This is a genomic window from Propioniferax innocua, assembly GCF_006716235.1.
GTDB classification, from domain to species: domain Bacteria; phylum Actinomycetota; class Actinomycetes; order Propionibacteriales; family Propionibacteriaceae; genus Propioniferax; species Propioniferax innocua.
Map to the genome: position 1 here is coordinate 1,400,293 of NZ_VFOR01000001.1, position 21,397 is coordinate 1,421,689.

Annotated in this window: 20 protein-coding genes and 1 pseudogene; 14 read left to right on the forward strand and 7 right to left on the reverse strand. The window is 66.5% G+C overall.

Annotated features, from left to right (window positions below):
* Positions 1-32 precede the first annotated feature (32 nt).
* The gene (locus tag FB460_RS06615; protein ID WP_142093234.1) at positions 33-1,019 is read left to right on the forward strand and encodes an IS481 family transposase; all 987 of its coding nucleotides are present in this window, start codon (positions 33-35) and stop codon (positions 1,017-1,019) included.
* Positions 1,020-1,450: 431 nt separating this feature from the next.
* Here the strand turns inward: FB460_RS06615 and FB460_RS06620 are convergent, their stop codons facing one another.
* On the reverse strand, positions 1,451-2,872 hold the full coding sequence (locus tag FB460_RS06620) for a septal ring lytic transglycosylase RlpA family protein (RefSeq protein ID WP_142093235.1): 1,422 nt from the start codon (positions 2,870-2,872) through the stop codon (positions 1,451-1,453).
* 159 nt (positions 2,873-3,031) lie between these two features.
* Positions 3,032-4,666 carry an MDR family MFS transporter gene (locus FB460_RS06625; RefSeq protein WP_170209976.1) on the reverse strand — a complete coding sequence of 545 codons (1,635 nt, stop codon included), beginning with the start codon at positions 4,664-4,666 and terminating at the stop codon, positions 3,032-3,034.
* A gap of 76 nt (positions 4,667-4,742) precedes the next feature.
* On the opposite strand from FB460_RS06625, the gene FB460_RS06630 reads away from it, so the two are divergent.
* On the forward strand, positions 4,743-5,366 hold the full coding sequence (locus FB460_RS06630; protein ID WP_211345858.1) for a TetR/AcrR family transcriptional regulator: 624 nt from the start codon (positions 4,743-4,745) through the stop codon (positions 5,364-5,366).
* Here FB460_RS06630 and FB460_RS06635 read toward each other — a convergent pair.
* Both FB460_RS06635 and FB460_RS06640 read right to left on the reverse strand, forming a co-directional pair.
* Positions 5,351-6,526: a pyridoxal phosphate-dependent aminotransferase gene (locus FB460_RS06635; RefSeq protein ID WP_142093237.1), complete on the reverse strand. Its 1,176-nt coding sequence runs from the start codon at positions 6,524-6,526 to the stop codon at positions 5,351-5,353. The genes FB460_RS06630 and FB460_RS06635 overlap by 16 nt on opposite strands.
* On the reverse strand, positions 6,526-6,951 hold the full coding sequence (locus FB460_RS06640; protein WP_211345859.1) for a pyridoxamine 5'-phosphate oxidase family protein: 426 nt from the start codon (positions 6,949-6,951) through the stop codon (positions 6,526-6,528). Before FB460_RS06640 ends, FB460_RS06635 begins: the two co-directional genes overlap by 1 nt.
* A 242-nt stretch (positions 6,952-7,193) precedes the next feature.
* Between FB460_RS06640 and FB460_RS06645 the strand changes: the two genes are divergently transcribed.
* The 8 genes from FB460_RS06645 to FB460_RS06680 all read left to right on the forward strand — a co-directional run bounded on the left by FB460_RS06645 (position 7,194) and on the right by FB460_RS06680 (position 16,234).
* Positions 7,194-9,062: a penicillin-binding transpeptidase domain-containing protein gene (locus tag FB460_RS06645; protein WP_170209977.1), complete on the forward strand. Its 1,869-nt coding sequence runs from the start codon at positions 7,194-7,196 to the stop codon at positions 9,060-9,062.
* A 7-nt stretch (positions 9,063-9,069) separates the two neighbouring features.
* A complete protein-coding gene (locus FB460_RS06650; RefSeq protein WP_142093240.1) occupies positions 9,070-10,479 on the forward strand; it encodes an L-lactate permease in 1,410 nt (469 codons plus the stop codon).
* A gap of 290 nt (positions 10,480-10,769) precedes the next feature.
* Positions 10,770-11,384 (forward strand): cob(I)yrinic acid a,c-diamide adenosyltransferase, encoded by a 615-nt coding sequence (gene cobO / locus FB460_RS06655; RefSeq protein WP_142093241.1) that lies wholly within the window; start codon positions 10,770-10,772, stop codon positions 11,382-11,384.
* Entirely contained in the window at positions 11,381-12,409 is a 1,029-nt protein-coding gene (gene cobC / locus FB460_RS06660) for an Rv2231c family histidinol phosphate aminotransferase CobC (protein WP_246044260.1), read from the forward strand. Before cobO ends, cobC begins: the two co-directional genes overlap by 4 nt.
* Entirely contained in the window at positions 12,406-13,125 is a 720-nt protein-coding gene (locus tag FB460_RS06665; RefSeq protein WP_170209978.1) for an adenosylcobinamide-GDP ribazoletransferase, read from the forward strand. The genes cobC and FB460_RS06665 overlap by 4 nt, the downstream gene beginning before the upstream one ends.
* 163 nt (positions 13,126-13,288) lie before the next feature.
* Complete coding sequence (locus tag FB460_RS06670; protein ID WP_142093244.1) at positions 13,289-13,816, forward strand: bifunctional adenosylcobinamide kinase/adenosylcobinamide-phosphate guanylyltransferase; 528 nt, start codon at positions 13,289-13,291, stop codon at positions 13,814-13,816.
* 8 nt (positions 13,817-13,824) lie between these two features.
* Positions 13,825-14,895, forward strand: a complete 1,071-nt coding sequence (locus FB460_RS06675; protein WP_142093245.1) for a cobalamin biosynthesis protein — start codon at positions 13,825-13,827, stop codon at positions 14,893-14,895.
* Positions 14,896-14,929: 34 nt separating this feature from the next.
* On the forward strand, positions 14,930-16,234 hold the full coding sequence (locus FB460_RS06680) for a YibE/F family protein (protein WP_142093246.1): 1,305 nt from the start codon (positions 14,930-14,932) through the stop codon (positions 16,232-16,234).
* Between the two features lie 63 nt (positions 16,235-16,297).
* Here FB460_RS06680 and FB460_RS06685 read toward each other — a convergent pair whose 3' ends face one another.
* Entirely contained in the window at positions 16,298-17,137 is an 840-nt protein-coding gene (locus tag FB460_RS06685) for a hypothetical protein (RefSeq protein WP_142093247.1), read from the reverse strand.
* A gap of 141 nt (positions 17,138-17,278) precedes the next feature.
* The gene (locus tag FB460_RS06690; protein ID WP_142093248.1) at positions 17,279-18,520 is read right to left on the reverse strand and encodes an endonuclease; all 1,242 of its coding nucleotides are present in this window, start codon (positions 18,518-18,520) and stop codon (positions 17,279-17,281) included.
* A 267-nt stretch (positions 18,521-18,787) separates the two neighbouring features.
* On the opposite strand from FB460_RS06690, the gene FB460_RS06695 reads away from it, so the two are divergent.
* The 4 genes and pseudogenes from FB460_RS06695 to FB460_RS06705 form a co-directional block, all read left to right on the forward strand.
* Positions 18,788-19,186 carry an ArsR/SmtB family transcription factor gene (locus FB460_RS06695; protein ID WP_142093249.1) on the forward strand — a complete coding sequence of 133 codons (399 nt, stop codon included), beginning with the start codon at positions 18,788-18,790 and terminating at the stop codon, positions 19,184-19,186.
* Positions 19,183-20,061, forward strand: coding sequence for a permease (locus tag FB460_RS06700; protein ID WP_142093250.1), 879 nt, complete (start codon positions 19,183-19,185; stop codon positions 20,059-20,061). Before FB460_RS06695 ends, FB460_RS06700 begins: the two co-directional genes overlap by 4 nt.
* A 42-nt stretch (positions 20,062-20,103) precedes the next feature.
* On the forward strand, positions 20,104-20,262 hold the full coding sequence (locus FB460_RS13030) for a hypothetical protein (RefSeq protein WP_170209872.1): 159 nt from the start codon (positions 20,104-20,106) through the stop codon (positions 20,260-20,262).
* Positions 20,263-20,321: 59 nt separating this feature from the next.
* Positions 20,322-20,528, forward strand: a pseudogene (locus FB460_RS06705) (integrase core domain-containing protein); the annotation flags it as partial.
* A 30-nt stretch (positions 20,529-20,558) separates the two neighbouring features.
* Here the strand turns inward: FB460_RS06705 and bioB are convergent.
* Positions 20,559-21,397, reverse strand: an 839-nt coding sequence (gene bioB, locus FB460_RS06710; RefSeq protein ID WP_142093251.1) for a biotin synthase BioB, incomplete at its 5' end; no start/stop codon positions are given.

The window sequence follows — 21,397 nt, forward strand, 5'->3', positions numbered from 1 at the left end:
CGCCGGCCGCTTTCGCATCCGAAAGGCTCTACGTGTCCCACCCCAACGCCGCTCTCACGCCCCGGCACCGCCTGATCGTCGGCCGTCTCGTGGTCGACGATGGCTTCCCGATCAGCGAGGTCGCCGCCCGCTTCCAGGTCTCCTGGCCCACCGTGAAGCGCTGGGCCGACCGCTACCGCACCGGCCAGTCCATGCAGGACCGCTCCTCACGGCCCCGCCGGTCGCCGAACAAGACCAGCCACGCAACTGCGAAGCGCTGCATCCGGCTTCGCCTCCGACTGCGCGAAGGCCCGGTCCAGCTCGCCTGCCGGCTCGGGATCGCACCGTCCACGGTCCACCGGATCCTGGTCGACGCCCGGCTGAACCGGCTCTCCCACGTCGACCGCGCCACCGGGGAGCCCCTCCGCCGCTACGAGCACGACCACCCCGGCGCGATGCTCCACGTCGACGTGAAGAAGCTCGGCAACATCCCCGACGGTGGAGGCTGGCGCTACGTCGGCCGACAACAAGGCCACCGCAACCGAGCCGCCACACCCGACAAGCCCCGCAACAAGTGGCGGGATCCGCTCATGGGCAAGGCCTACGTCCACACCGTGATCGACGACCACTCCCGCGTCGCCTACGCCGAGATCCACGACGACGAAACCGCCCTCACCGCCACCGCCGTCCTCGTCAGGGCCGTCGAGTGGTTCAACGCCCGCGGGGTCACCGTCGAGCGGGCCCTGTCCGACAACGGCGGCGCCTACCGGTCACACCTGTGGCGAGACACCTGCGCAGAACTCGGCATCAGGCACAAGCGCACGAGGCCGTATCGGCCACAGACCAACGGGAAGATCGAGCGCTTCCACCGAACCCTGGCTGACGGCTGGGCCTATGCCCGCTGCTACACGTCCGAGACGGAACGACGCAGTGAGCTCGACAGCTGGCTGCACTACTACAACCACCACCGCCCGCACACGGCCTGCGGCAACCAGCCGCCGTTCTCACGATTGACCAACGTCCCCGATCAGTACACCTAGATGACCACTCCCAGTGCTCGCACACCGACCACGCGCGCGGTCACAGGCGCCCACGCAGCCAACGCACGACGCCGACGCCGACTGATCGCATGTCCGCACGCTCATCACACAGTGGAACCAGAAGCACCGACATCGGTGCACAGACCTCCACTGCAATAGAACGCCACTGCAGCAGACTGCCCCTGCATTCAAGCAGCGCCCCGGGCCCGAGCGATCCGCGCGAACATGTTCTGAGCATCGATCCTGAGGGTTTGTGACCGATGTCCGCCACAAACCCTCAGGTATACCGGGACTTGGCTATACCGGGGCTTGGCTATACCGGGACTTGGCTATACCGGGGCTTGGCGAGCCGAGGACTTGGCGACAAGTGGCGAAACAACAAAGTCCCGGGACATCCATCAACGATGTCCCGGGACTTCACAACATCGGCGTCAGAGAACTTCGACCTTCACCTGGGCGACGCCCGCGCTGGGGCTGGCGATTTGGGAGAACGAGCCGCGCGAGAGGTCGATGCAACGACCCCCGATGTAGGGCCCGCGGTCGTTGATCCGCACCACGACCGACTTGCCATTGGCCTTGTTGGTGACCCTCACCTTGGTGTTGAACGGAAGCGTCTTGTGGGCCGCTGTCATCGCGCTGAGGTCGAATCGCTCACCGCTGGCGGTCATCTGGCCCTGCCAGTAGTTCGACGCCTCACAGTGCTCCACGTGGCGCGGCTGCGCATTGGGGTCGCTCACCTTTCCGGTGCCGAAGTCGAAGTGCCGCTGGCCACCTTGGTAGTTCTGCTGGACATCCCCGCCCACACGGTATTCACCGCTCGTGGGGTAGCGCAGCGGGCCCCTCTCGTAGCCCTGCCGCCCGTAGGCATCAAGAAGCTTGCCCCGCATGGGATGCGCACCCGAGCCCGGCGACCAATACATCATGCCGCCCTGGAAACGCTGGCCGCAGCCACCGTCACGCAGCCCGCAGAACTCCGGGCCGGTCGGATACCCGAGAAAACTGCGCTCCCAGCCCAGACGCCCGAATCGACCGTCGATGCGCCCCCACGTGGCATGCGCACCGATCGCGGGGGTCCAGTAGACGTGTCCACCCTGGAAACGCTGCACACAGCCGCCGTTGGGCAGCCCACAGAACTCCCGGCTGCGCGGAAAGCCGAGCTTGCCGGTCTCCCAGCCAAGACGGCCGTAGCCGGCACCGATCGCACCCCAGGTGGCGTGCGCACCGGTCGACGGCGACCAGTACATGATGCCGCCCTGGAAACGCTGGAAGCAGCCGCCGCGGATGCCGCAGTCCTCATCGCTGGTGGGGTATCCGAGTCGACCGGTCTCCCAGCCGAGACGGCCCCACCCCTGACGGATCTCGCCCCGGACGAACTTCGCGCCGGTGGCCTGGCTCCAGTAGATACCGCCGTGCTCGAAACTTTGGAAGCAGCCACCCCCACGGATGCCGCAGGCGATGCCCATGGTCGGCTTGCCGAGCCAACCACGTTCCCCGCCCAGGACACGCCACCGCTGGGCGATCGGATGCTGTTCGCGTCGCTCCACGGTGGGGGTCGGCGACACGCTCTCGGGAGTGGCGTCCGGCGTGGCGGTGGTCGAACCGCCGCTCTCCAGATCGGCCGATCCGGTCGCCGAGGGCGACGGCTCGTCGACATTGGAGGATGGAGTGGCTCCCGGAACCACGGTGCCTTCGGCCCCGGGGGCCGATGAGGGTTCGGCCACACGGGACGTGGACGCGCCCGGCGTCGGCGTCGGTGTCGGCGTCGGTGTCGGCGCGGCCTGCGCCGACAGCGGCGAGATGACGACGAGGGCGAACGCGGCGATGGTCGCCGCAGCATGGGAGAGCGTGGGCACGGGGCCTCCGGGTCGAATGGTCAGAAAGGTCCGACGGATCAGGCCTCGACGGACCGGAAGATGATGACATGCTCATCGCCCGTGACCAAATCGTTGCCTGAACACGCCGCTGCGGTTCTTGCCTTTCGAAGACCCGCCCATCGAGCTACTGGCCCGCGATCAGGACGCCCCATCCTCCCCGGGCGACTCGCCATCGAGCGGCTGGAGCCGATCGGCCAGATCCTTGTGGGGGATGAAGACCGTCGCAACGAGGACGATGAACACCGTCGGGATCACCGCGAGGAACACACCATGGAGGGAGTCCGCGACACCCAGCCGAATCGCTTCAACGATCTGCGGCGGCACGCCCTCCAGCTGGGCGGGGTCCAGGACAGCACCGGCGTTCGACGCCTGCGGGCCCGCCCCTGCGGCGCCCGGCGGCAGGTGCCGCGCGATGGCGTCGGCCATACGCGTGCTCATCACCGCACCGAAGATCGTGATGCCGAGAGTGGACCCCACGTTGCGGAAGAACTGGGCCGCCGAGGTGACGACGCCGAGGTCGCGGCGGTCGGCGTCGTTCTGCACGAGCAGGACGAAAACCTGCATCAGCGAGCCGAGCCCCATACCGAACACCATCATGATCCCCGCAAGCGCCCACGGCCCGGTGGAAGGCGGCATCCAGGCCAGCAACCCGATACCCAGCAACATCACGCACGCCCCCACCAAGGTGAAGATGCGGTACCTGCCGGTCCGGGCGATCAAGTGCCCCACGACGATGGACATGGTGATCATCAACACCGACTGCGGCATCAGAACCAGCCCGGTGCCACCCGGCGTCAGACCGATGACACCCTGGACGAAGACCGGGACGTAGATCATGACGCCGAACATGCCCATCGAGACCGCGAGCGACGCCAGGTTGCCGAGCACGAACGTCCGCGAACGAAACAGGCGCAAGGGCAGCACGGGCTCGGCGGCCCGCGTCTCATTCATCACGAAGAGCGCGAGAACCACCGCGCCACCTGCGAACAGCCCGATGATCTGCGGCGAGCCCCACGCCCACGTGGCACCCCCCATGGAGGTGGCGAGGAGCACCATCGTCAGCGCACTCGGCAACAGGATGAAACCGGCCAGATCAAGCCGCGCCGGAGAGCCATGGTGCGGGACGTGGAGGAAACGCAGGATCGGGACCATCGCGACCAGGCCGATGGGAACGGCCAGGAAGAACAGGTAACGCCAACCCAGCCAGTCGGTCACGACGCCGCCGACAAGTGGCCCGATCACCGAGCAGACGCCGAACACCGCGCCCATGTAGCCCTGATATTTGCCGCGGTATCGCGCCGGAACGATATCGCCCACGATCGTCTGCGCCAGCGGCATGATCGTACCCATGCCCATGCCCTGGATCGCCCGGGCCATCACGAGCAGCCAGAACGAGTCGGCCAGCCCGCCAACGACAGCGCCAGCCATGAACACCATCAGCCCGGCGATGTAGAAGGGACGTCGGCCGTACATGTCCGAGAGCTTCCCCACCACCGGAACCGTCGCCGCCGAGGTGAGCATGGCTGCCGTGGCCACCCACGAGTAGTGCTCCATCCCGCCGAGTTCAGCGATGATCAACGGGATCGCGGGCCCCACCATCATCTGGCTCAATGCGGCGACGAACATGCCCAACAGCAGGCCCAGGAAGATCTTGCGCTCGGCCGGCGTCAGCCCCCGGTCAGGAGCAGGACCATCGGAAGCCACGGTCGACGGAACAGGCCGGCTCTCGCCGATGCCCGCCCGCTTCTCCGTGTTCACCTGCTCATCACTCACGGCACTCCATCCTGCACGCAACTTGCACTCTGTGCAAATTTTCATGCACTGCACTTTTCCTTTAGAATGCGGGATCGTGACCGGGCTGAGGGAACGAAAGAAGATCGAATGTCGTCTCGCGATTCAGCGAGCGGCCTTGGAGCTGGCGGTGGAACATGACGGGATGCATGACGTCCCGGTCGAGGCCATCGCCGAACATGCGGGCATATCCCCGCGCACCTTCTTCAACTACTTCCCCACCAAGGAATCGGCGATCTTCAATGCCTACATCGGACGCGCCGACGATCTGGTGCAGGCGATCACCGAATGGCCCGCCGATGATCCGATCGGCGATGACCCCGGCCGCATCATCGCCGAAGTGCTGCTGCAAAGCGTCCTCACCCTCGACGCCGAGACCAACCGCCTACTGCACATCACCCTGGGAAAGAACCCTGATCTGCTGGGGCTGTCCACCGGCAACATACTGGCCACCAATCGACTTCTGGCACAGGCCGCGGCCGACCGCATCGGCGCCACCGACATCCCGACGCGCCGACGCCTCGGCCAACTCACTGCCGCCCTTTCCGCCGTGATCCGCATGACGATGGGCTTCCACAGTCACCACGGCCTGCCGACCGACGATCTCGACTCAGCCCTGCGCGAGGCGACCGATGCCGTCCTCGTCGGGCTCGGAACCCGGCCGGGTCAGAAGCCGGACTGAAACTCCTCGATCCGGTCCAGCGCACGCCCCACGGCCTCGGCCCCGGCTGCCAGCGAGATCCGAATGAAACGATGCCCCTCCACATCGTCGAAGTCGATGCCGGGCGTCACAGCGACCCGCTGCTCATCGAGCAAGGCCGCACACCACGCGCGGGTGTCGGCATGTGGCCCCAGCGGCGGCTCGGCCCAGAAGTAGAAGGCCCCGTCGGCGGGCGCCACCGACGACCACCCCAACCTGCCCAGGCGGCTCAGCACCACATCGCGAGCCTCGGCGAAGGCCCGCACGGCGGCGTCCGCCTCAGCGAGGGATTCATCGGTGAAGGCAGCCAACGCGGCTTCCTGTGCCGTGGTCGGCGCACACAGGGCGAGGTTGCTGGTGAGCCCATGCACCGAGGGGCGCAGATCCGGCGGCACGAGCGCCCAGCCCAGACGCCATCCCGTCATCCCGAACAGCTTCGAGAACGATGAGACCACCACCGCATCACGGTTGTATGTCCAGGCACAGTCGCCGAAGCGGCCGTCGAACGTGATCCCGTGATAGATCTCATCGCTGATCAGACGCACACCGGCCTCCTGGCACCACTGCGCGATCGCCGCGAACTCCTCAGTGGTGTACATGGTGCCGGTGGGATTCGCAGGGGACGCCACCAGGAGCCCGGCCAGCGGGGCATCGGCGTGCGTGGCCCTGATGGCGTCGAGAGACGGCTGGAAACGCTCCCGCGGGCCGCAAGGGATCTCCACGACCTCACAGCCGACGGCGGTCAGCATGTTCCGATAGGCCGGGTAGCCGGGGCGAGCCAACGCCACCCGGTCACCGGGATCGAAGGCCGCGAGGAAGCATGTCGTCAAAGCCCCTGAAGCCCCGGTGTGGATGGTCACATCGACCGGGGACACCTGCAGGTCATAACGCCGCTGGTAGTGCTCGACCAGGCCGGCTCGCAGCGCCGGGGATCCGAGCGTCGCCCCATATCCCAGATCGGTGCCATCGGATTGCATTTCAGCGGCGCGACGCCGCACCGGCGTCGGTGCCCCCTGAGCCGGTTCACCGACACAGAGCGAGATCACCTCGATGCCCTGATGCCGCAGTTCCGCCACCTGGTCGAGGATGTGCATCACCTCGAAGCCCGGCAGGCGCCCCCGAGAACTGACCTTGGGCGACATCAGCCCGTGACCGCCGACGATTCGCGGAGCATCGAACGCCACGGACGGTGCAGCGAGTGGCGACGCCCTGTGATGTGGGTGACGTCGATGGCGACCAGGTGCGGCTTGTCGGAATCGAGCCACGGCCGCAGACCGGCCTGTTCGGCGCGTCCCGCATGCGATTCGGGAAGCTCGACCGCCAGACCGCGCACCACGACGCTGATGGCGGTCTCTGCCTCGAAGGCGTCCACCTCGAATGCCGCGGTTGCGTCGGACATGACCCCGGCGAACTTGCTGCCCTGCGCGGTGCGGAACAACAGTTGGCCGTCATCGACGCAGTAGTTGATCGGCACGATGTCGGCGCCACCATCAAGAACATAGGCGAGCCGCCCGAACTCATGCTGTTCCAGGAATGCCCAGCACTCGGCAGTACTCAGTTCGGCCACGATGCCCTCCTCGCTCATATCGCTCGGGGCGGGCCAGACGCCCCGATGCGCCTTCCGACGGCCACCCCGTCGGATCAACCATCCTACTCCCGACGCTCCCCCGCTCAACGCCACACGGTGATCGCGTCGTCATCTGGTCACGGAGACGCCTACCATGGGGAGGCCCCACTGACGCCGCGATGACCACGTGGCCATCACGTCCGTGGGCCGGATCGCAGGGAACAAGTACGGGGAGGATCCACATGCGTGCAGCGCTGCCGGGCGTGATCGCTGTGGCGATGCTGTTGACGGCATGCGCCAAGACCGAGCCCGAGGTCCCTCCTGTCGAACCAGCGGCGGAGGCTCTCGCCGATGCCCTGACCACCGGCGACTTCAGCCGCGTCAGGACCACCGGCGACGCCGCCGGGGACGCCGCCGAGATCCTCGAGGGGATGCATGGACTGCACCCCGAGGTGACGGTGGCGGACGTCCAACCGTATGAGACGTCGGCAACGGTCTCCCTCGACACCACGTGGCAGTTCTCCTCGCCGTGGAAGTACCGCACCCAGGCCACGCTGCAGCTCATCGACAACGAGTGGCGCGTCCTGTGGGATCCCAAGATCATCAACTCCTCCCTCGACGCCGAATCACGACTCGAGCGCACCTCCACCGACGCCACCCGGGGCAACATCCTCGGCACTGACGGCTACGGCCTCACCGTCACCGGACCGGCCCATTTCGTGGGCCTGAACACCGGCGATCCGAGCATCGATGTCAACGCTTCGGCCCGGCAGCTCGCCGAGCTGATGTCGGTGAATCCGGAGGAGTTCACCAAGGAGGCGAACGAGCGCAAGGGCGAGACCGTCATGCTCGGCACCGCCCGTGGTGACGCCCTGCCGCCCGAACTCGCGGAGATGCCCGGTGTGGTGTCCGATCCGGTGAACCTTCCGGTGGCCCCCGCGAACGGATCAACCCAGGCACTCGCCGGTCGCCTCGGCACGGCGACGCCCGACGAGGCGATGACGTCCTCGGGCAATGTCACCCCCGGCTCGGTGGTCGGCCGCTCGGGGCTGGAACGTGCCCGCGATGCCCATCTGCGCGGCCAGGGATCGACGCAGGTGTACCTCGTGCCCCGTACTCAAGCGGTCGGGCACGTGGATCCCGACAACAACGACCTGCTCGCCGATTACCCCGAGGCAGCAGGCCAGGACGTCCAGACCACCATCGACGGGAACATCCAAAAGGCCGTCGACAACGTCCTCACCGAGTTCGATCGCCCCACCTCGGTGGTCGCCGTCCGGCCCGGAACCGGCGAGATCCTCGCCGTCGGCGACAGCGAGGGCCCCGCGCGGGCGAACGGCGACTCACTCACCGAACCGTTCTCCCCCGAGGCCGCCGGTTCCCCCATCAGCGCACTGGCTCTCATCCGCAAGGGCGTCGACATGGAGGCGGAGGTCGAGTGCAAGGACGAGTTCAATGCCGAAGGCCGCACGATCGAAGAATCCGATCTCTCCCAATCCGCCAGTCAGACGACCCTCAAGCAGGCCATGGCCTACGGGTGCAACACTGCGGCCGCCTCACAGTTCGGCCGTGTCGACGGAGCGGCCATCAATGACGCTGCGGCCAGCCTTGGCGTCGGGGTCGACCACGACCTCGGTGTGCCCACCGACTTCGGCGATGTGGAGGTCGGACAAAGCGGAGGCGACGTCGCCGAAGCCCTCGCCGGACGCGGTGGACAGCTCCGTGTCACCCCACTGGGGATGGCATCGATGGCGGCGTCGATCAAAAGCGGACACATCATCGTGCCCTGGACGTTGGGGGACGCCAAGCCCACCCCAGACGGACAGCCTCCGCTGACCCCTCACGAATCCGAGCTTCTCCGTGAGTTGATGGAGGCCGGCGCCTCAGGTGCGGCGTCGGGAATCTCCGGTGCCGATGGCGCCCTCGTCGGCTTCGACGGCGAGCGCGCATGGGCCGTCGGCTACAACGAGGACGTCGCCTTCGCCGTGGTGACCCGCACCGACACCGCGTCGAGCCAGATGGCCCGCACCGCTGCGAACCAGATCACCCAGGCCGCCCAAGACGACGACGGGTCGTCCACCAGCGGAGAAACCGGAAGCTCCGGCAACTGACGCGCGTATGTACCCACTCCTCGCCGCGCTGCCATTACTGGCGGCGATCGCCGCGATGGTCGCGCGCTGGTCGGCCCCTCGTGCTGCGGCGGTGTCCCTGCTCACCGCCGCGGCACTGACGCTCACCGTTTTCAAGACGCCGCTCACCGAGCTTCGGCAAGCCGGTATCGACCTCGCACCGACGCTCACCGAAGTCTTGGTGATCCTGCTCGGCGGAGTGACCCTGTCACGACTACTGGATGCCAGTGGTGATCAACAGCGCATCGCCGAGTGGGTGGGGACCGTCTGCGCCGGGGAACATGACCGCGTGATCCTGCTCGTGGTGCTCGGGGTGACCCCGTTCGCCGAATCGGTCACAGGCTTCGGGCTGGGCGCTGTGGTGGCCATCCCACTGTTGCAGCATCTGGGCTTCAGCCGTGCCCGGTCGCTGGCGCTGGGCCTACTCGGGCTCTACCTGACCACATGGGGTGCCTTGGCCACCGGAACCCTGATCGCCGCGCATCTGGGTGGCGTCCACCCCTCCGATCTCGGGATGCGCTCTGCACTGTTCGCCGCTCCACTGACGCTCTTCGCCGCCCTGGTGGCACTGCGACTCGGAACCGGGCGCCGCCCTGGTCCGGGCAACCTCGTGCAGGCCCTGGTGTTGACGGTGGTGCAGTCCGGGACCTTGATCCTGTCGAGTTGGCTCCTCGGTCACACGCTCGGAGGTGCCCTCTCATCACTGGCGGTGATGACCACGTCGATGATCATGATGCGTTCCGGAGCCCGGCTGGATGCGATCACCCGTGGAGCCCTCACCCCCTACATGGTCCTGGTGACCGGCCTTGTCGTATCGACCCTGCTGGCGCGCACCTTGGGATGGACAGGTTGGGCGGCCCTGCCCACCCATGGCTCGCTCTGGCTGGTGGTCGCCAGCGTCGTGGCTGCCCTGCGGTTGCGTCGAGCGCGCGGCGACATCGCCCCCACCCTCCGTCGTGCGCTGGCGGCATGGCGTCCCGTGGGGCTCGGCACAGGAGGGTTCGTCATCCTCGGAACCCTGCTCACCGCAACCGGGATGAGCAGCGCGATCGGCTCGGCACTGTCGAACACCGGACCGCTGTTTCCCTTCGCCTCCGCCGCGCTCGCCGGCCTCAGTGGCCTCGTCACCGGAACGGTCGCCGGGTCCAACTCGATGCTCGCCGCCAGCCAAGCAGGGGCGGCCTCGGCGCTCGGAACATCACCCCTGAGCGCTCTGGCGACCCAGAACACCTTGTCGGGAGTCTTCACGATCCTCTCCCCCACCCGTGTCGCACTGGCCCGCGCTGTCGTGGGCGTCGATGCGTCCGATCATGTTCCCGAAACACATTTCCTCGGCTGGCTCGCCGCGCTGTGCGCACTCTCTGGTGCTTGGTTCACGCTGGTCGGCCACCTGTGGTGATCATCTCAGGTTTCACCACCGCTCGAGAGTGCGTCGCGGTGGCATTCGGGGTCGAACACGGTCTATATTGCTTGGCAAGCTTCCGTAGTTCGGTAAGCCCCCTGATGACACAGGCCCCCGGCCGGCGCTCATGCCCCGGGGGCCTGCTGTTTTCCTGAAACCTGCTGTTGCCTTGGGCGCTCCGGGCACTGCCCTGAGGAAGCACGAGCCGACCTGCGGCACAGGGCCCGGCCATGAGCGATAGCGTTGCGGCACCACCGTCCGCCAGATCGTGAACCAAGGAGGCTTCCATGCCCGAAGGCAAACCCGAAGTCGTGCCCGATGATGGGTTGACCACCCGCCAACGACGCAACCGGCAGCTCCTCATGATCCACACCGGCGCGGGCAAGGGGAAGTCGACCGCCGCGTTCGGTCTGGCACTGCGTGGATGGAATCAAGGCTGGAGCATCGGGGTCTTTCAGTTCGTGAAGTCCGCGAAATGGCGCATCGGCGAAGAGGCCGCGCTGAATGCTCTGGGGGAACTCCACGAATCCACCGGGCAGGGTGGCCCCGTCGAATGGCACAAGATGGGCTCGGGATGGTCCTGGAGCCGCAAGAGCGGCACCGAGGAGGACCACGCAGCCGACGCCGCCGAGGGGTGGGCCGAGATCAAACGCCGCCTGGCCGCCGAGACACACAGCCTCTACGTGCTCGACGAATTCACCTACCCGCTGAAGTGGGGTTGGATCGACATCACCGATGTCGTCCAGACGCTCCAGGAACGCCCCGGGTACCAGCACGTGGTGATCACCGGCCGCAATGCCCCGCCCGAGCTCACCGACGCCGCCGATCTGGTGACCGAGATGTCACTTGTGAAACACCCCTTCCAGAAGGGCCAGAAAGGCCAGAAGGGCATCGAGTGGTGACTCTCCTGCACCACCACGGAGACGATGACCTGGCCCCGGACCTGGTGGATCTGGCCGTCAACGTGCGAGACCAGCGTCCACCCCGGTGGTTGCTTGACGCGATCCTGGACGGAGCGCACAGGTGGGGCGCCTACCCCGACGCATCTCGAGCCCGCCGGACGATCGCAGAACACCATGGGCTCGACGAGGCCTCGGTGCTGCCGACCGCCGGAGGCGCGGAGGCCTTCACGCTCATCGCCCGCGCGGTCCCTGGACGCCGTCCGGTGGTGGTGCATCCACAGTTCACCGAACCCGAGGCCTCGATGCGCGCCGCCGGGCGCCCGGTGGAGCATGTGGTGCTGCGGGATTTCATACTCGACCCGGCACTCGTGCCGGACGATGCGGACCTGGTGTTCGTGGGCAACCCCACGAATCCGACCGGAGCTCTGCACCCGGCGTCGATGCTCGCCGCGCTGTGGCGCCCGGGGCGAACGATCGTGGTGGACGAGGCCTTCATGGATTTCGTCCCCGGCGAGCCGGAATCGGTGTTGGACAGCGATATGCGGGATCTGCTGGTGGTGCGCTCGTTGACGAAGATGTGGTCGATCGCCGGTCTGCGTGCCGGGTGGGTCGCCGGAGACCCGTCCCTGATCTCGGCGATGGAGGCGCAGCAGACCCACTGGTCGGTCTCGACTCCGGCGCTGACAGCCATGGAGGCGACGAGCACCCCGGCTGCCGCTCAAGAGGTGCGTGAAGCCGCCGAAGTGATCGGGCGGCACCGTGACCTGCTGGTGCGTGAGTTGGCCCGCATCGGGCTTCCCGTCGCCGGATCACCCAAGACCCCCTTCGTTCTGGTGGACACATCAGCCTGGACCGCGTCCGGGGATGCCCCCGATGCGGTACGTCTGAAGCTTCGCGAAGCCGGATTCGCCGCACGGCGTGGCGACACCTTCCGTGGGCTCGGGCCGCAGTGGATGCGCTTGGCGGTTCGCGGTGAACAGATCACTTCTGCACTCATCGCGGCATTGGAGGAGATCAGGTCGTGACCCCACTGAAGTGGGCGGTCGCGACTTTCACGGTGATCCCCGTGGGGAACTTCGATCCCGACCGCCGGGCCGCCGGAGCCGCCATGGCGCTGGCCCCACTGGCAGTGCTGCCGCTTGCCGTGACCGTGGTCGGCATGACATTTCTCCCGCTGCCGCCAACCGTTCTGGCCGTGCTCATCGTCGCGGCCCTGGCCATCGGCACGCGGGCAATGCACCTCGATGCCGTGGCCGATGTGGCCGATGCCCTCGGTGGTGGCTGGACCCCACAACGGGCGACCGAGATTCTGCATCGTGGAGACATGGGCCCCATGGGTGCAGTGGCGCTCGCGCTCTGTCTCATGGCACAGGTGGCTTCACTGGCCCACATCCTCCCAGGAGATTCCTGGGCAGCGGTGGGCGCGGCTGTACTCGTCTCACGGTGTGCTGTCGTGATCGTCTGCCGTCACGGTGTGCGGCCCATGCCAGCATCACGGCTGGGGGCTCTGGTGGCCGGGTCGGTCCACCCGGCGCTGGCCCTGGCCGTGCTCATGGCCGGCACGGCGCTTCTCGCTCTGGTGAACCCGTGGGCGGTTGTGGTCACCATCATGGCTTGGCTCGCCGTGGCGGGGCTCGTTGCCGTGACCTCGAGCCGGTTCGATGGGGTGAACGGCGATGTGATGGGCGCCGCCATCGAGCTGGCGTTCACCGTGCTGCTCGTGGGATGGACAGCCCTCTGAGCCGGTCGGCATCGCCCTGCTCGGGCCCTCCTGCGCATCATCATGTGTCCACAACCTCCCACTCGATCTCGAAGCCTCTTCGCAGAGCCCGACGACTCGGGCCCCCATGCGATGGCCCGAGAATCCACTGGTAGGAAATGGACAAGTCCGACCGGAAGGCCCCATGAAGATCCTCGTCACCGGAGGCGTGCGCAGCGGTAAATCCACGCATGCCGAAAACCTGCTCCCCACCGCCGAGCCCGTGCGTTACATCGCCCCGGGACAACCAGCCGATCCGGAGCGGGATCCCGAATGGGCCGCTCGGGTCGCTCTCCATCGGCGCCGCCGTCCGAAGGCCTGGAGAACCATCGAGACCTGTGATGTCGCTCCCCTGTTTCGCAGCGAGGGCCCGGTGCTGTTCGACTGTCTCGGCACATGGTTGACCACGACCCTCGACCGCCTCGACGCCTGGAACACACCGGAGGAAAGCTGGCGCTCGAAGCTCGAGGACCGCATCTTTGAGTTGGCAGATGCTTGGGCGGAGGGCCCAGCCACGGGAATCGTGGTGACGAACGAAGTGGGCTGGGGACTGGTCAGCGAGCATCGTTCGGGCCGGATCTTCGCCGACTGGCTGGGACGTGCCAATCAAACCGTCGCGACCGCCTCCGATGAGGTGCATCTCGTGGTCGCAGGCCGGGTGCTCACGCTGTGAGCCGCAGCATGGACAACGCAACAGCCCGCGCATGCGGTCTCGCACTGGGCCACACAGCCGATCTGCTCCTGGGTGATCCCCGGCGACACCATCCGGTCGCGTGGTTCGGCACCGTCGCAACCATGGTCGAGAACCGCTTCCATCGCGATGACCGCACGTGCGGTGCCGTGGCTGCGTTCTCTCTCATCGGGGCCAGTGCTCTGACCGGCGCCGCGCTGGACGCCGCCACCCGTGGACGACCGGTGGCCCGCATCGCAACCACGGCTCTGGCCACCTGGATCGTTCTGGGAGGCCGGAGCCTCGTGGCCGAGGGGAATGCGATCTCCGACCTCCTCACCGACGATGACCTGGCCGGTGCCCGCGTGCGCATCCGTAATCTCGTGGGCCGTGACCCCGACGACCTCGACGCCACCGAGCTCGCTCGTGCAGCGGTGGAGTCGATCGCCGAGAACACCTCCGATGCCGTCGTCGCTCCGCTGCTCTGGGGCGGAAGCGCCGGGATCGCCGGACTTCTGGGGCACCGTGCCAGCAACACCCTCGACGCCATGTGGGGGCATCGCTCCCCACGCCTCCTCCGGTTCGGTTGGGCCGCCGCTCGACTCGACGATGCCGCCAATCTCATCGGGTCGCGGCTCTGCGCCATCCTCACCACGGCCCTGGCCCCGATCGTCGGGGGGCGCCCCACGAGCGCACTCCGCGCCTGGCGCGAGGACGCCGCCAAGCACCCGAGCCCCAACGCCGGGCCGGTGGAAGCAGCCTTCGCCGGCGCCCTGGGTGTGCAGCTCGGAGGCTGCAACAGCTACGGCGGACGCGTGGACGATCGAGGCACCCTCGGCGACGGCCCACCGCCTTGCGTCGAGGATCTTGCTCGCGTCAACCGATTGGCCACCGCAGTCGGACTGGGCGCTCTCGTTATGGCCATGGCCATAACGTGGGGCCTTGCGGCCAGGTCCATACCGTCGGGCCTTGCGGCCAGGGGCCACACCGTTGTGTCACCCGCCGGCTGGACACGACCCAGAAAAAGTCTCAAAATGATAACGCTCCGCAGTTGGAACCGCTCGAACGGGCCACTACCCTGAGCGGGTCACCGTCGAAACAGGAACCAGGTTCACCTTGTCGCACTCACACTCCCATGGGGCTCCAGCACCACTCACCGCCGAGCAGCGCAATCGTCAACGTCGCGCGCTCATGATGATGGTGGTCTTCCTCGTTCCAGTGGCCGTGTTCACCATCGCCGGTCTGCTGTTCTATTGGCCCTCGAACTCCGAGGAACATGTGCGGACCGACCAATCCACGTTCTCGGTTCCAGGACTCGAGATCCCCACCGCCGTCGTCACCGAGGTCACCCAGGTCAACTGTGACGGCATCGCCGGGCAGAGCTCCGACCCCACACGTGAGCAGGTCTGCGGCAACGCCAAGGTGCGCATTCTCGAAGGCCCGGAGAAGGGTCAGGTCGTCGAAGACATCACCATGACCGCACCGGTGTACGCATCCGGCGTCACCGAGGGGACCAAGGTCACGGTCTTCCGCGTCCCCGTCGAAGGCGGTCCGCCGCAATATTCGTTCGCCGACTTCGAACGCACGACGCCGCTGGTCGTGCTCACCCTGATCTTCGCGGTCATTGTGGTGGTCATCGCACGATGGCGTGGTTTCGCCTCACTCCTGGGGCTGGCGTTCGCGGCGTTCATCATGGTCCAGTTCATGTTCCCGGCTCTGATCTCCGGCTCGAATCCACTGTGGATCGGCCTCATCGGCTCCTCCGCCATCATGTTCGTGGTGCTCTATCTGGCCCATGGATTCACGGCGAAGACGACCACGGCTCTACTGGGAACCCTGTTCGGTCTGTTCTTCAGCGCCGGGTTGGGTTTCGTGGCCACCAAGTGGGCGCACCTGAGTGGCGCCGGTGCCGAGGATGACGTCATCCTCTCCACCTCTGCACCCGATCTCCACCTCAGTTCAGTGGTCATCTGTGGTGTCATCATCGCCAGCCTCGGCGTGTTGAACGACATCACGATCACCCAGGCCTCCGCGGTCTGGGAGCTCGCCACCGACGGCAAACCCGACGCCAAGCGCCTGTACCGCCGGGCCATGCGGATCGGTCGCGACCACATCGCCTCCACGGTGTACACGATCGCCTTCGCCGCGACAGGTGCATCGCTCGCGGTGATGCTGCTGCTCTCGGTCTATCAGCGCCCGGTGTGGGAAGTGATCCAGACCGAGACCTTCGCCGCCGAGATCGTACGGACGCTCGTCGGCTCGATCGCTCTGATGCTGGCGGTTCCTGTCACCACGGCGATCGGCGTCGCCGCTGTGACGGCCACGAACCGTGACCGCCGGGAGATCGACATCGACAAGGCCGAGAACGCCCCCGGTGACGAACTCACCGATGTGTCTCGGAGCAACCGCCCGGCCCACTGACGCCTTGAGAAAACCGGCGATACCCACCGCCAGGGCAGAGCAGCGTCCACCAGCGCGGCGACATCACGCCACCTGACGCGGATAGCAACTGCCACCGACCGAGCGGCCGAGGTCTTCGCAGGCTCTCGTCGTGTCGGAACGGCCCGAGAATCCAGTGACGGCAAGAGCCCAGTAGCCACCATTGAGCCCCGCGATGGCGTCACTGTCGAGGACCTCGACGTGCCACGAACCGGAGAGGATCTCGGCTTCGATATTGGCTTCACGAAGGTCGTACTTGCGCTTGTCGAGGGAATCGAGAACGAGTATCCAACTGCCGGACGGGAGTGTCTCCACTGCCGGTTCGGGGCTCGGTGTGGGTGCCCCACTCGACGAAGATGTGGGTGAGGCCTCGGTGGGCTCGTCTGCGCCGACGGAGGCGCTCGGCTCGATGGACGGCGCCGCAGGTTCGGTCACAACGCCATCGGTGGGCTCATCCGCCGATTCACCGCCACGGGGAAGCAACAGCGCCAATGCCAGCACGATCACGAGGGCCCAGAGCCCCAGCACTCCGGCGATGATCAGCCCCTTGCCGCCCTTGGACTTCGAGGGCTCCTGGTCCTCGGGCGGTGGGGGCGGACCACCAGGTGACGGAAGCGGACCAGCAGGTGGCGGCTGCGCCGGTGGCTCATCCCCGGGAAAGAAGATGGCGGGTTGGTTCGCGGTGTCGGCGGAGTCGTGGGCACGAGGGGGAAGGTCAGGGTTGGGCAGTCCGGGGGCCGGTCGCTCCGAACCGGACTCGACCGGGCCAGAAGGGTTTTGACCAGGCCCATGGGAAGAGCCCTGGGAGCTGGGGGCCTGGGGGCCGAAAAGCCACTCGAACCCATCGGGCGGACCCTGCCCCTGTTGAGGTGGCTGACTGCTCATGCGCCACACTCTACGAAGAGTTCTCTGCCGGTGTTGGCCTGCGGTGCCAAACTCGTCCGGTACGAGAACTGCCCCCGCTCTGATGAGCGGGGGCAGTTCCTTCAGTGCAGACGCCAGGATCGGCGCCGCCGTCACATGGGGTCAGGCAAAGATCGACCCGGCCCACTCGGGGTGATCGATGAAGGGGTTGCGGTTGCCCTGCCAGTCCTGGATGACATCGTTGCGGTTCCGCTCGAAGTCATCAACCGGATCCTGGGCGTGCCACTCGAGGAGCACCGACTGCTTGCCCATGTAGGGGGCCTTTCCGTTGTCGACCTGATCGTTCAGCTCAAGGTCAGGCTCACCGTCGGTACCTTCGTAGCGCACGGCCATGTACATGATCATGCGCGCCACATCACCCTTGACCTCATCACGGGGCTCGAAGGAGTCCCCGTCGGTGAGGCAGTCCTCAGCTTCGTCCACCGGCTCGCCACCGTTGTCGAAGTCCTTGTTGGAGCGCGTCGAGTTCACCGTGGTGTCGGTGGGACGCAGGTGGTGGATGTCGGTGCCGGGCCCCATCGCGGTGCCGAAGTCACCGTGCGACTTCGCCCAGACATGCTCACGGTTCCAGTCATCGGCGCCGCCACCGTTGCTGCTGGCCGACTGCGAGCGTCCCGAGTAGAGGAGGAGGACATTGCCGGACTGGTTGGGGTCGGCATCGGTCTCCTTGAGGGCATCCCAGACCTCTTTGTAGCTGAGCTCGTTGTGCCCCGAGATGATCTGGTTCACAGCAGCCTTCAGCTCCGCCCCCTCCTTGCCGTTCGCTTCGGCCCAGTAACCGGTCGGATCCGATGTGGGGTCAGCAGTCGCGGTCGGCGTCGGCTCGGGCGTCTCACTCGGCTCCGGCGAGGTCGTCGGCGTCGGCTCAGCAGTCGCAGTCGGCGTCGGCTCGGGCGTCTCACTCGGCTCCGGCGAAGTCGTCGGCGTCGGCTGCGTCGAACCGTCCGAGACCTCAGTGGTGTTCTTGACGCCGGCATGGGCGAAGTAGGCGGTCAGGTCACCGGTGACGGTGACACGCTGACCCATGAGGCCGGGGTTGGAGGCCAGACCCCATTCGGCGCGCAGGCCCTTGGGGAGCTGGACGTAGAGCATGGAGTCGGTATCGGTGGCCTCTGCGTCGTCGGCGAGGGCAAAGGCGTAATCGTTGGAGAAGTTGTCGTGGACGACCGAATCGCTGGACTGTGGTTCACCGACGATATAGCCGGTCACACTGGCCTTCCCGGTGTTGTTCGCAATCGCTTCCTCGACGGAGAGAGTCTCGGCCGCATGTGCGGTTCCGAGCCCCACGGCGAGGAGCACCGTGCTGACGAGCGTCGCGAGCACGACGCGCAGGTGTGTCTTCATGATGCGTCCTGGGGGTTGGGGGTGCGGACAATCAGCACTCTAGGCACCTCGGTCCGACGCACGTAGGAGACGAACTCGGAAGCTTCCATGCCCTTACCCCGGAGACCTCCATCACCCAGAACAAGCAGACTTCAGGCTCGGCGCATGAGCAGCACCGAGCCTGAAGTCTGCGAGGCGGTCGAGCCCCCAGCTGTACTGGCCGGACACGTTGATCTACACACAAGCGCCTACTTGTTTCACAAATGAGTGCTTGTGTACTGTGTGGGCATGACCGTTTCATTGGATGTCGCCCTGCCGCGCACGGACCTGTCGGCGCGGGATCACGCGCGGATGCTTGCTCCGTTGTTGAAGCCTTTGTCAGACGAGAACAGACTGATGATCGTACTGACGCTTGCGGCGGGGGCGTGCTCGAACAAGAAGTTGCAGGAGGCCACCGGGTTGAGCCAGGCGCTGGTGAGCCACCATGTGGCGGCTTTGCGGGAAGCCCAGCTGATCAGTGTGCGAGCCGAGGGGCGGTCCAACATCTACGAGCTGTGTTGTGAGCAGTTGGCGGCGCCGGTGCAGTGGCTCGCTCACTTGGCGACTCTCACTCCAGAGGGCCAGAAGGCGTGTTGCACTGTCCCCACTGCGGACAACGAAGCATCGCCCGAGGGTGCTGCGCGGTGATTCATGCGGCACAGACCTTCGGGTTGATCTTGGTCGAGTTGCTCGTCCTGTTCTCGCTGATTTCGGTACTCGTCGCGCTGGCGAATCGGCGATTCGGGCCGGACCGGATCGAGAGCTGGATGGCCGATGGGCACCTTCCTGGCCCGGTCAAGGGGTTGCTGCTAGGGGCCATCACGCCGTTCTGCTCCTGTTCGACGCTGCCGGTGCTTGCTGGGATGTTGAAGTCGGGAGTGGCATTTCGGACGTCGATGACCTTCCTGATCTCGTCACCGTTACTGGATCCCATCATCGTGGCCGGGGTGGTGCTGCTGTTCGGCTGGCGTATCGCACTGGTCTACACGGCAGTCACCGCCGCATGGTCCCTGCTCGCCCCTGTCGTGTGGGAACGACTCGGTATGGCCAGCCAGATCAAGCGAGTCAAGGTCGTCGGCGACGACAGAACATCCCGTCCTTGGGCAGGACTGCGACATGAGATCCGACCAGCACTCGGCGAGGCCTGGTCCGATCTACGACCGTTGCTCGTCCCGATGGTGCTGGGCGTCTCGGTCGGCGCCTGCATCTACGGTTTGGTCCCCCAGGACCAACTCGTCGCGGTCGCCGGCGACGACAAGCCATGGGCCGTACCGTTGGCCGCCATCCTTGGCGTCCCGCTTTACGTGCGGATCGAGACAATGCTGCCGATTGGCCTGGCCCTCAGTTCGGCCGGGATGGGGCTCGGCGCCGTGTTCGCACTGATGATCGGCGGCGCCGGAGCCTCCATCCCCGAGGTTTCGATGCTCACCGCCATGTTTAAGCCCCGACTGGTGGTCACTTTCGTGGTCACTGTCATCGGTACGGCCATTGCCGCTGGCTATCTCATCCCACTGATCGCTTGACCCAACCACCACATTCCAACCTCACAAGGAGAACAAACAACCATGGGACTCAAGGACTTCTTCACCTCACGCAAGCAGGACAGCAACTGCTGCGGAGCCCAGATCGTCCCCGACGACGACCAGCCCCAGACCGAGCAGGGAACGCCTACCGAGACAACTACCTCTTCGGTGCCTAACAACGAGGACACGGACGACAACTGACAAACCGAACCGACGGGGGCTGCACCACAGGGCGCAGCCCCCATCACCGCCTCCACCACCCGCATCGGCTGCAGACCAACGGCAAGGCGGAACACTTCCACCGCACTCTGGCCGATGGCTGGACCTACGCACGCTGCCGCGCCTCCGAAGCCGAACGACGCGGCGAGCTGGGTGGCTGGCTGCACTACTACAACCTTCACAGACCCCACACGGCCTGCGGGAACCGGCCGCTCCTCTCGCGCTTGACCAGCATCCCCGGCCAGTACACCTGGCCCGAATCAGTCATCGAACATGCATCAGGCGTTGGCAGCCAGTTCGGTACCGGCTCCACGGCGTCGGATGGCAACCTCGGGAACCGAATCGTCATCGCCCGTCGCCGATTCGACCCCCTCGGGCTGCTGCCCCTCGATGACGAAGCCACCGTCGGCGATCATCTTGAGGTCTGCCTGCCCGTCCTGACCCTCGGAGGTGAGGTAGTCACCGAGGAAGATCGAGTTGGCGATCTCGAGGGCGAGCGGCTGCAGGCTCCGCAGGTGGTACTCGCGCCCGGCGGCGGCGCGCACCTCGGTGTCGGGGTTCACGAAGCGCACCATCGCAAGGATGCGGAGGCAGCGCTGCGGCGTCAGGTGCAGATGCCCCTCGAGCTCGGTGCCCTCGAACGGCAGCAGGAAGTTGACCGGGACCGAGTCGACACCGAGCTCCCGCAATGCGAAAGCGACCTCGACGAGCTGCTCGTCGGTCTCCCCCATGCCGGCGATGAGCCCCGAACACGGCGAAAGGCCACCAGCCTTGGCGGCACCGACAGTGTCGGCGCGATCAGCGAACGAGTGCGTCGAGCAGATCTCGTCGTAGTGCGTCTCTGCGGAGTTGAGGTTGTGGTTGTAGGCATCGACGCCGGCCTCCTGCAGCCGCTTGGCCTTCTCCTCGTCCACGAAGCCCAAGCAGGCGCACACTTCAACCTCGGGATGGTCCTGACCGATCTGCTCCACGATCCCAGCAACGCGATCCACGTCACGGTTCGAGGGGCCGCGGCCCGACGCCACGAGGCAGACCCGGCTGGCACCGGCGTCGACACCGGTGCGGATGGCCTCGGTGGCCTGTTCCGGCTTGAGCCAGCTGTACTTGAGCACCTCGG

Excerpts from the sequence above, each read along its gene's own strand:
- FB460_RS06650 (WP_142093240.1), top strand. The coding sequence starts at position 9,070 with ATGTACCCACTCCTCGCCGCGCTGCCATTACTGGCGGCGATCGCCGCG.
- FB460_RS06675 (WP_142093245.1), top strand. The coding sequence starts at position 13,825 with ATGGACAACGCAACAGCCCGCGCATGCGGTCTCGCACTGGGCCACACA.
- FB460_RS06645 (WP_170209977.1), top strand. The coding sequence starts at position 7,194 with ATGCGTGCAGCGCTGCCGGGCGTGATCGCTGTGGCGATGCTGTTGACG.
- FB460_RS06670 (WP_142093244.1), top strand. The coding sequence starts at position 13,289 with ATGAAGATCCTCGTCACCGGAGGCGTGCGCAGCGGTAAATCCACGCAT.
- FB460_RS06635 (WP_142093237.1), bottom strand. The coding sequence starts at position 6,526 with ATGTCGCCCAAGGTCAGTTCTCGGGGGCGCCTGCCGGGCTTCGAGGTG.
- FB460_RS06685 (WP_142093247.1), bottom strand. The coding sequence starts at position 17,137 with ATGAGCAGTCAGCCACCTCAACAGGGGCAGGGTCCGCCCGATGGGTTC.
- cobO (WP_142093241.1), top strand. The coding sequence starts at position 10,770 with ATGCCCGAAGGCAAACCCGAAGTCGTGCCCGATGATGGGTTGACCACC.
- FB460_RS06690 (WP_142093248.1), bottom strand. The coding sequence starts at position 18,520 with ATGAAGACACACCTGCGCGTCGTGCTCGCGACGCTCGTCAGCACGGTG.
- FB460_RS13030 (WP_170209872.1), top strand. The coding sequence starts at position 20,104 with ATGGGACTCAAGGACTTCTTCACCTCACGCAAGCAGGACAGCAACTGC.
- FB460_RS06695 (WP_142093249.1), top strand. The coding sequence starts at position 18,788 with ATGACCGTTTCATTGGATGTCGCCCTGCCGCGCACGGACCTGTCGGCG.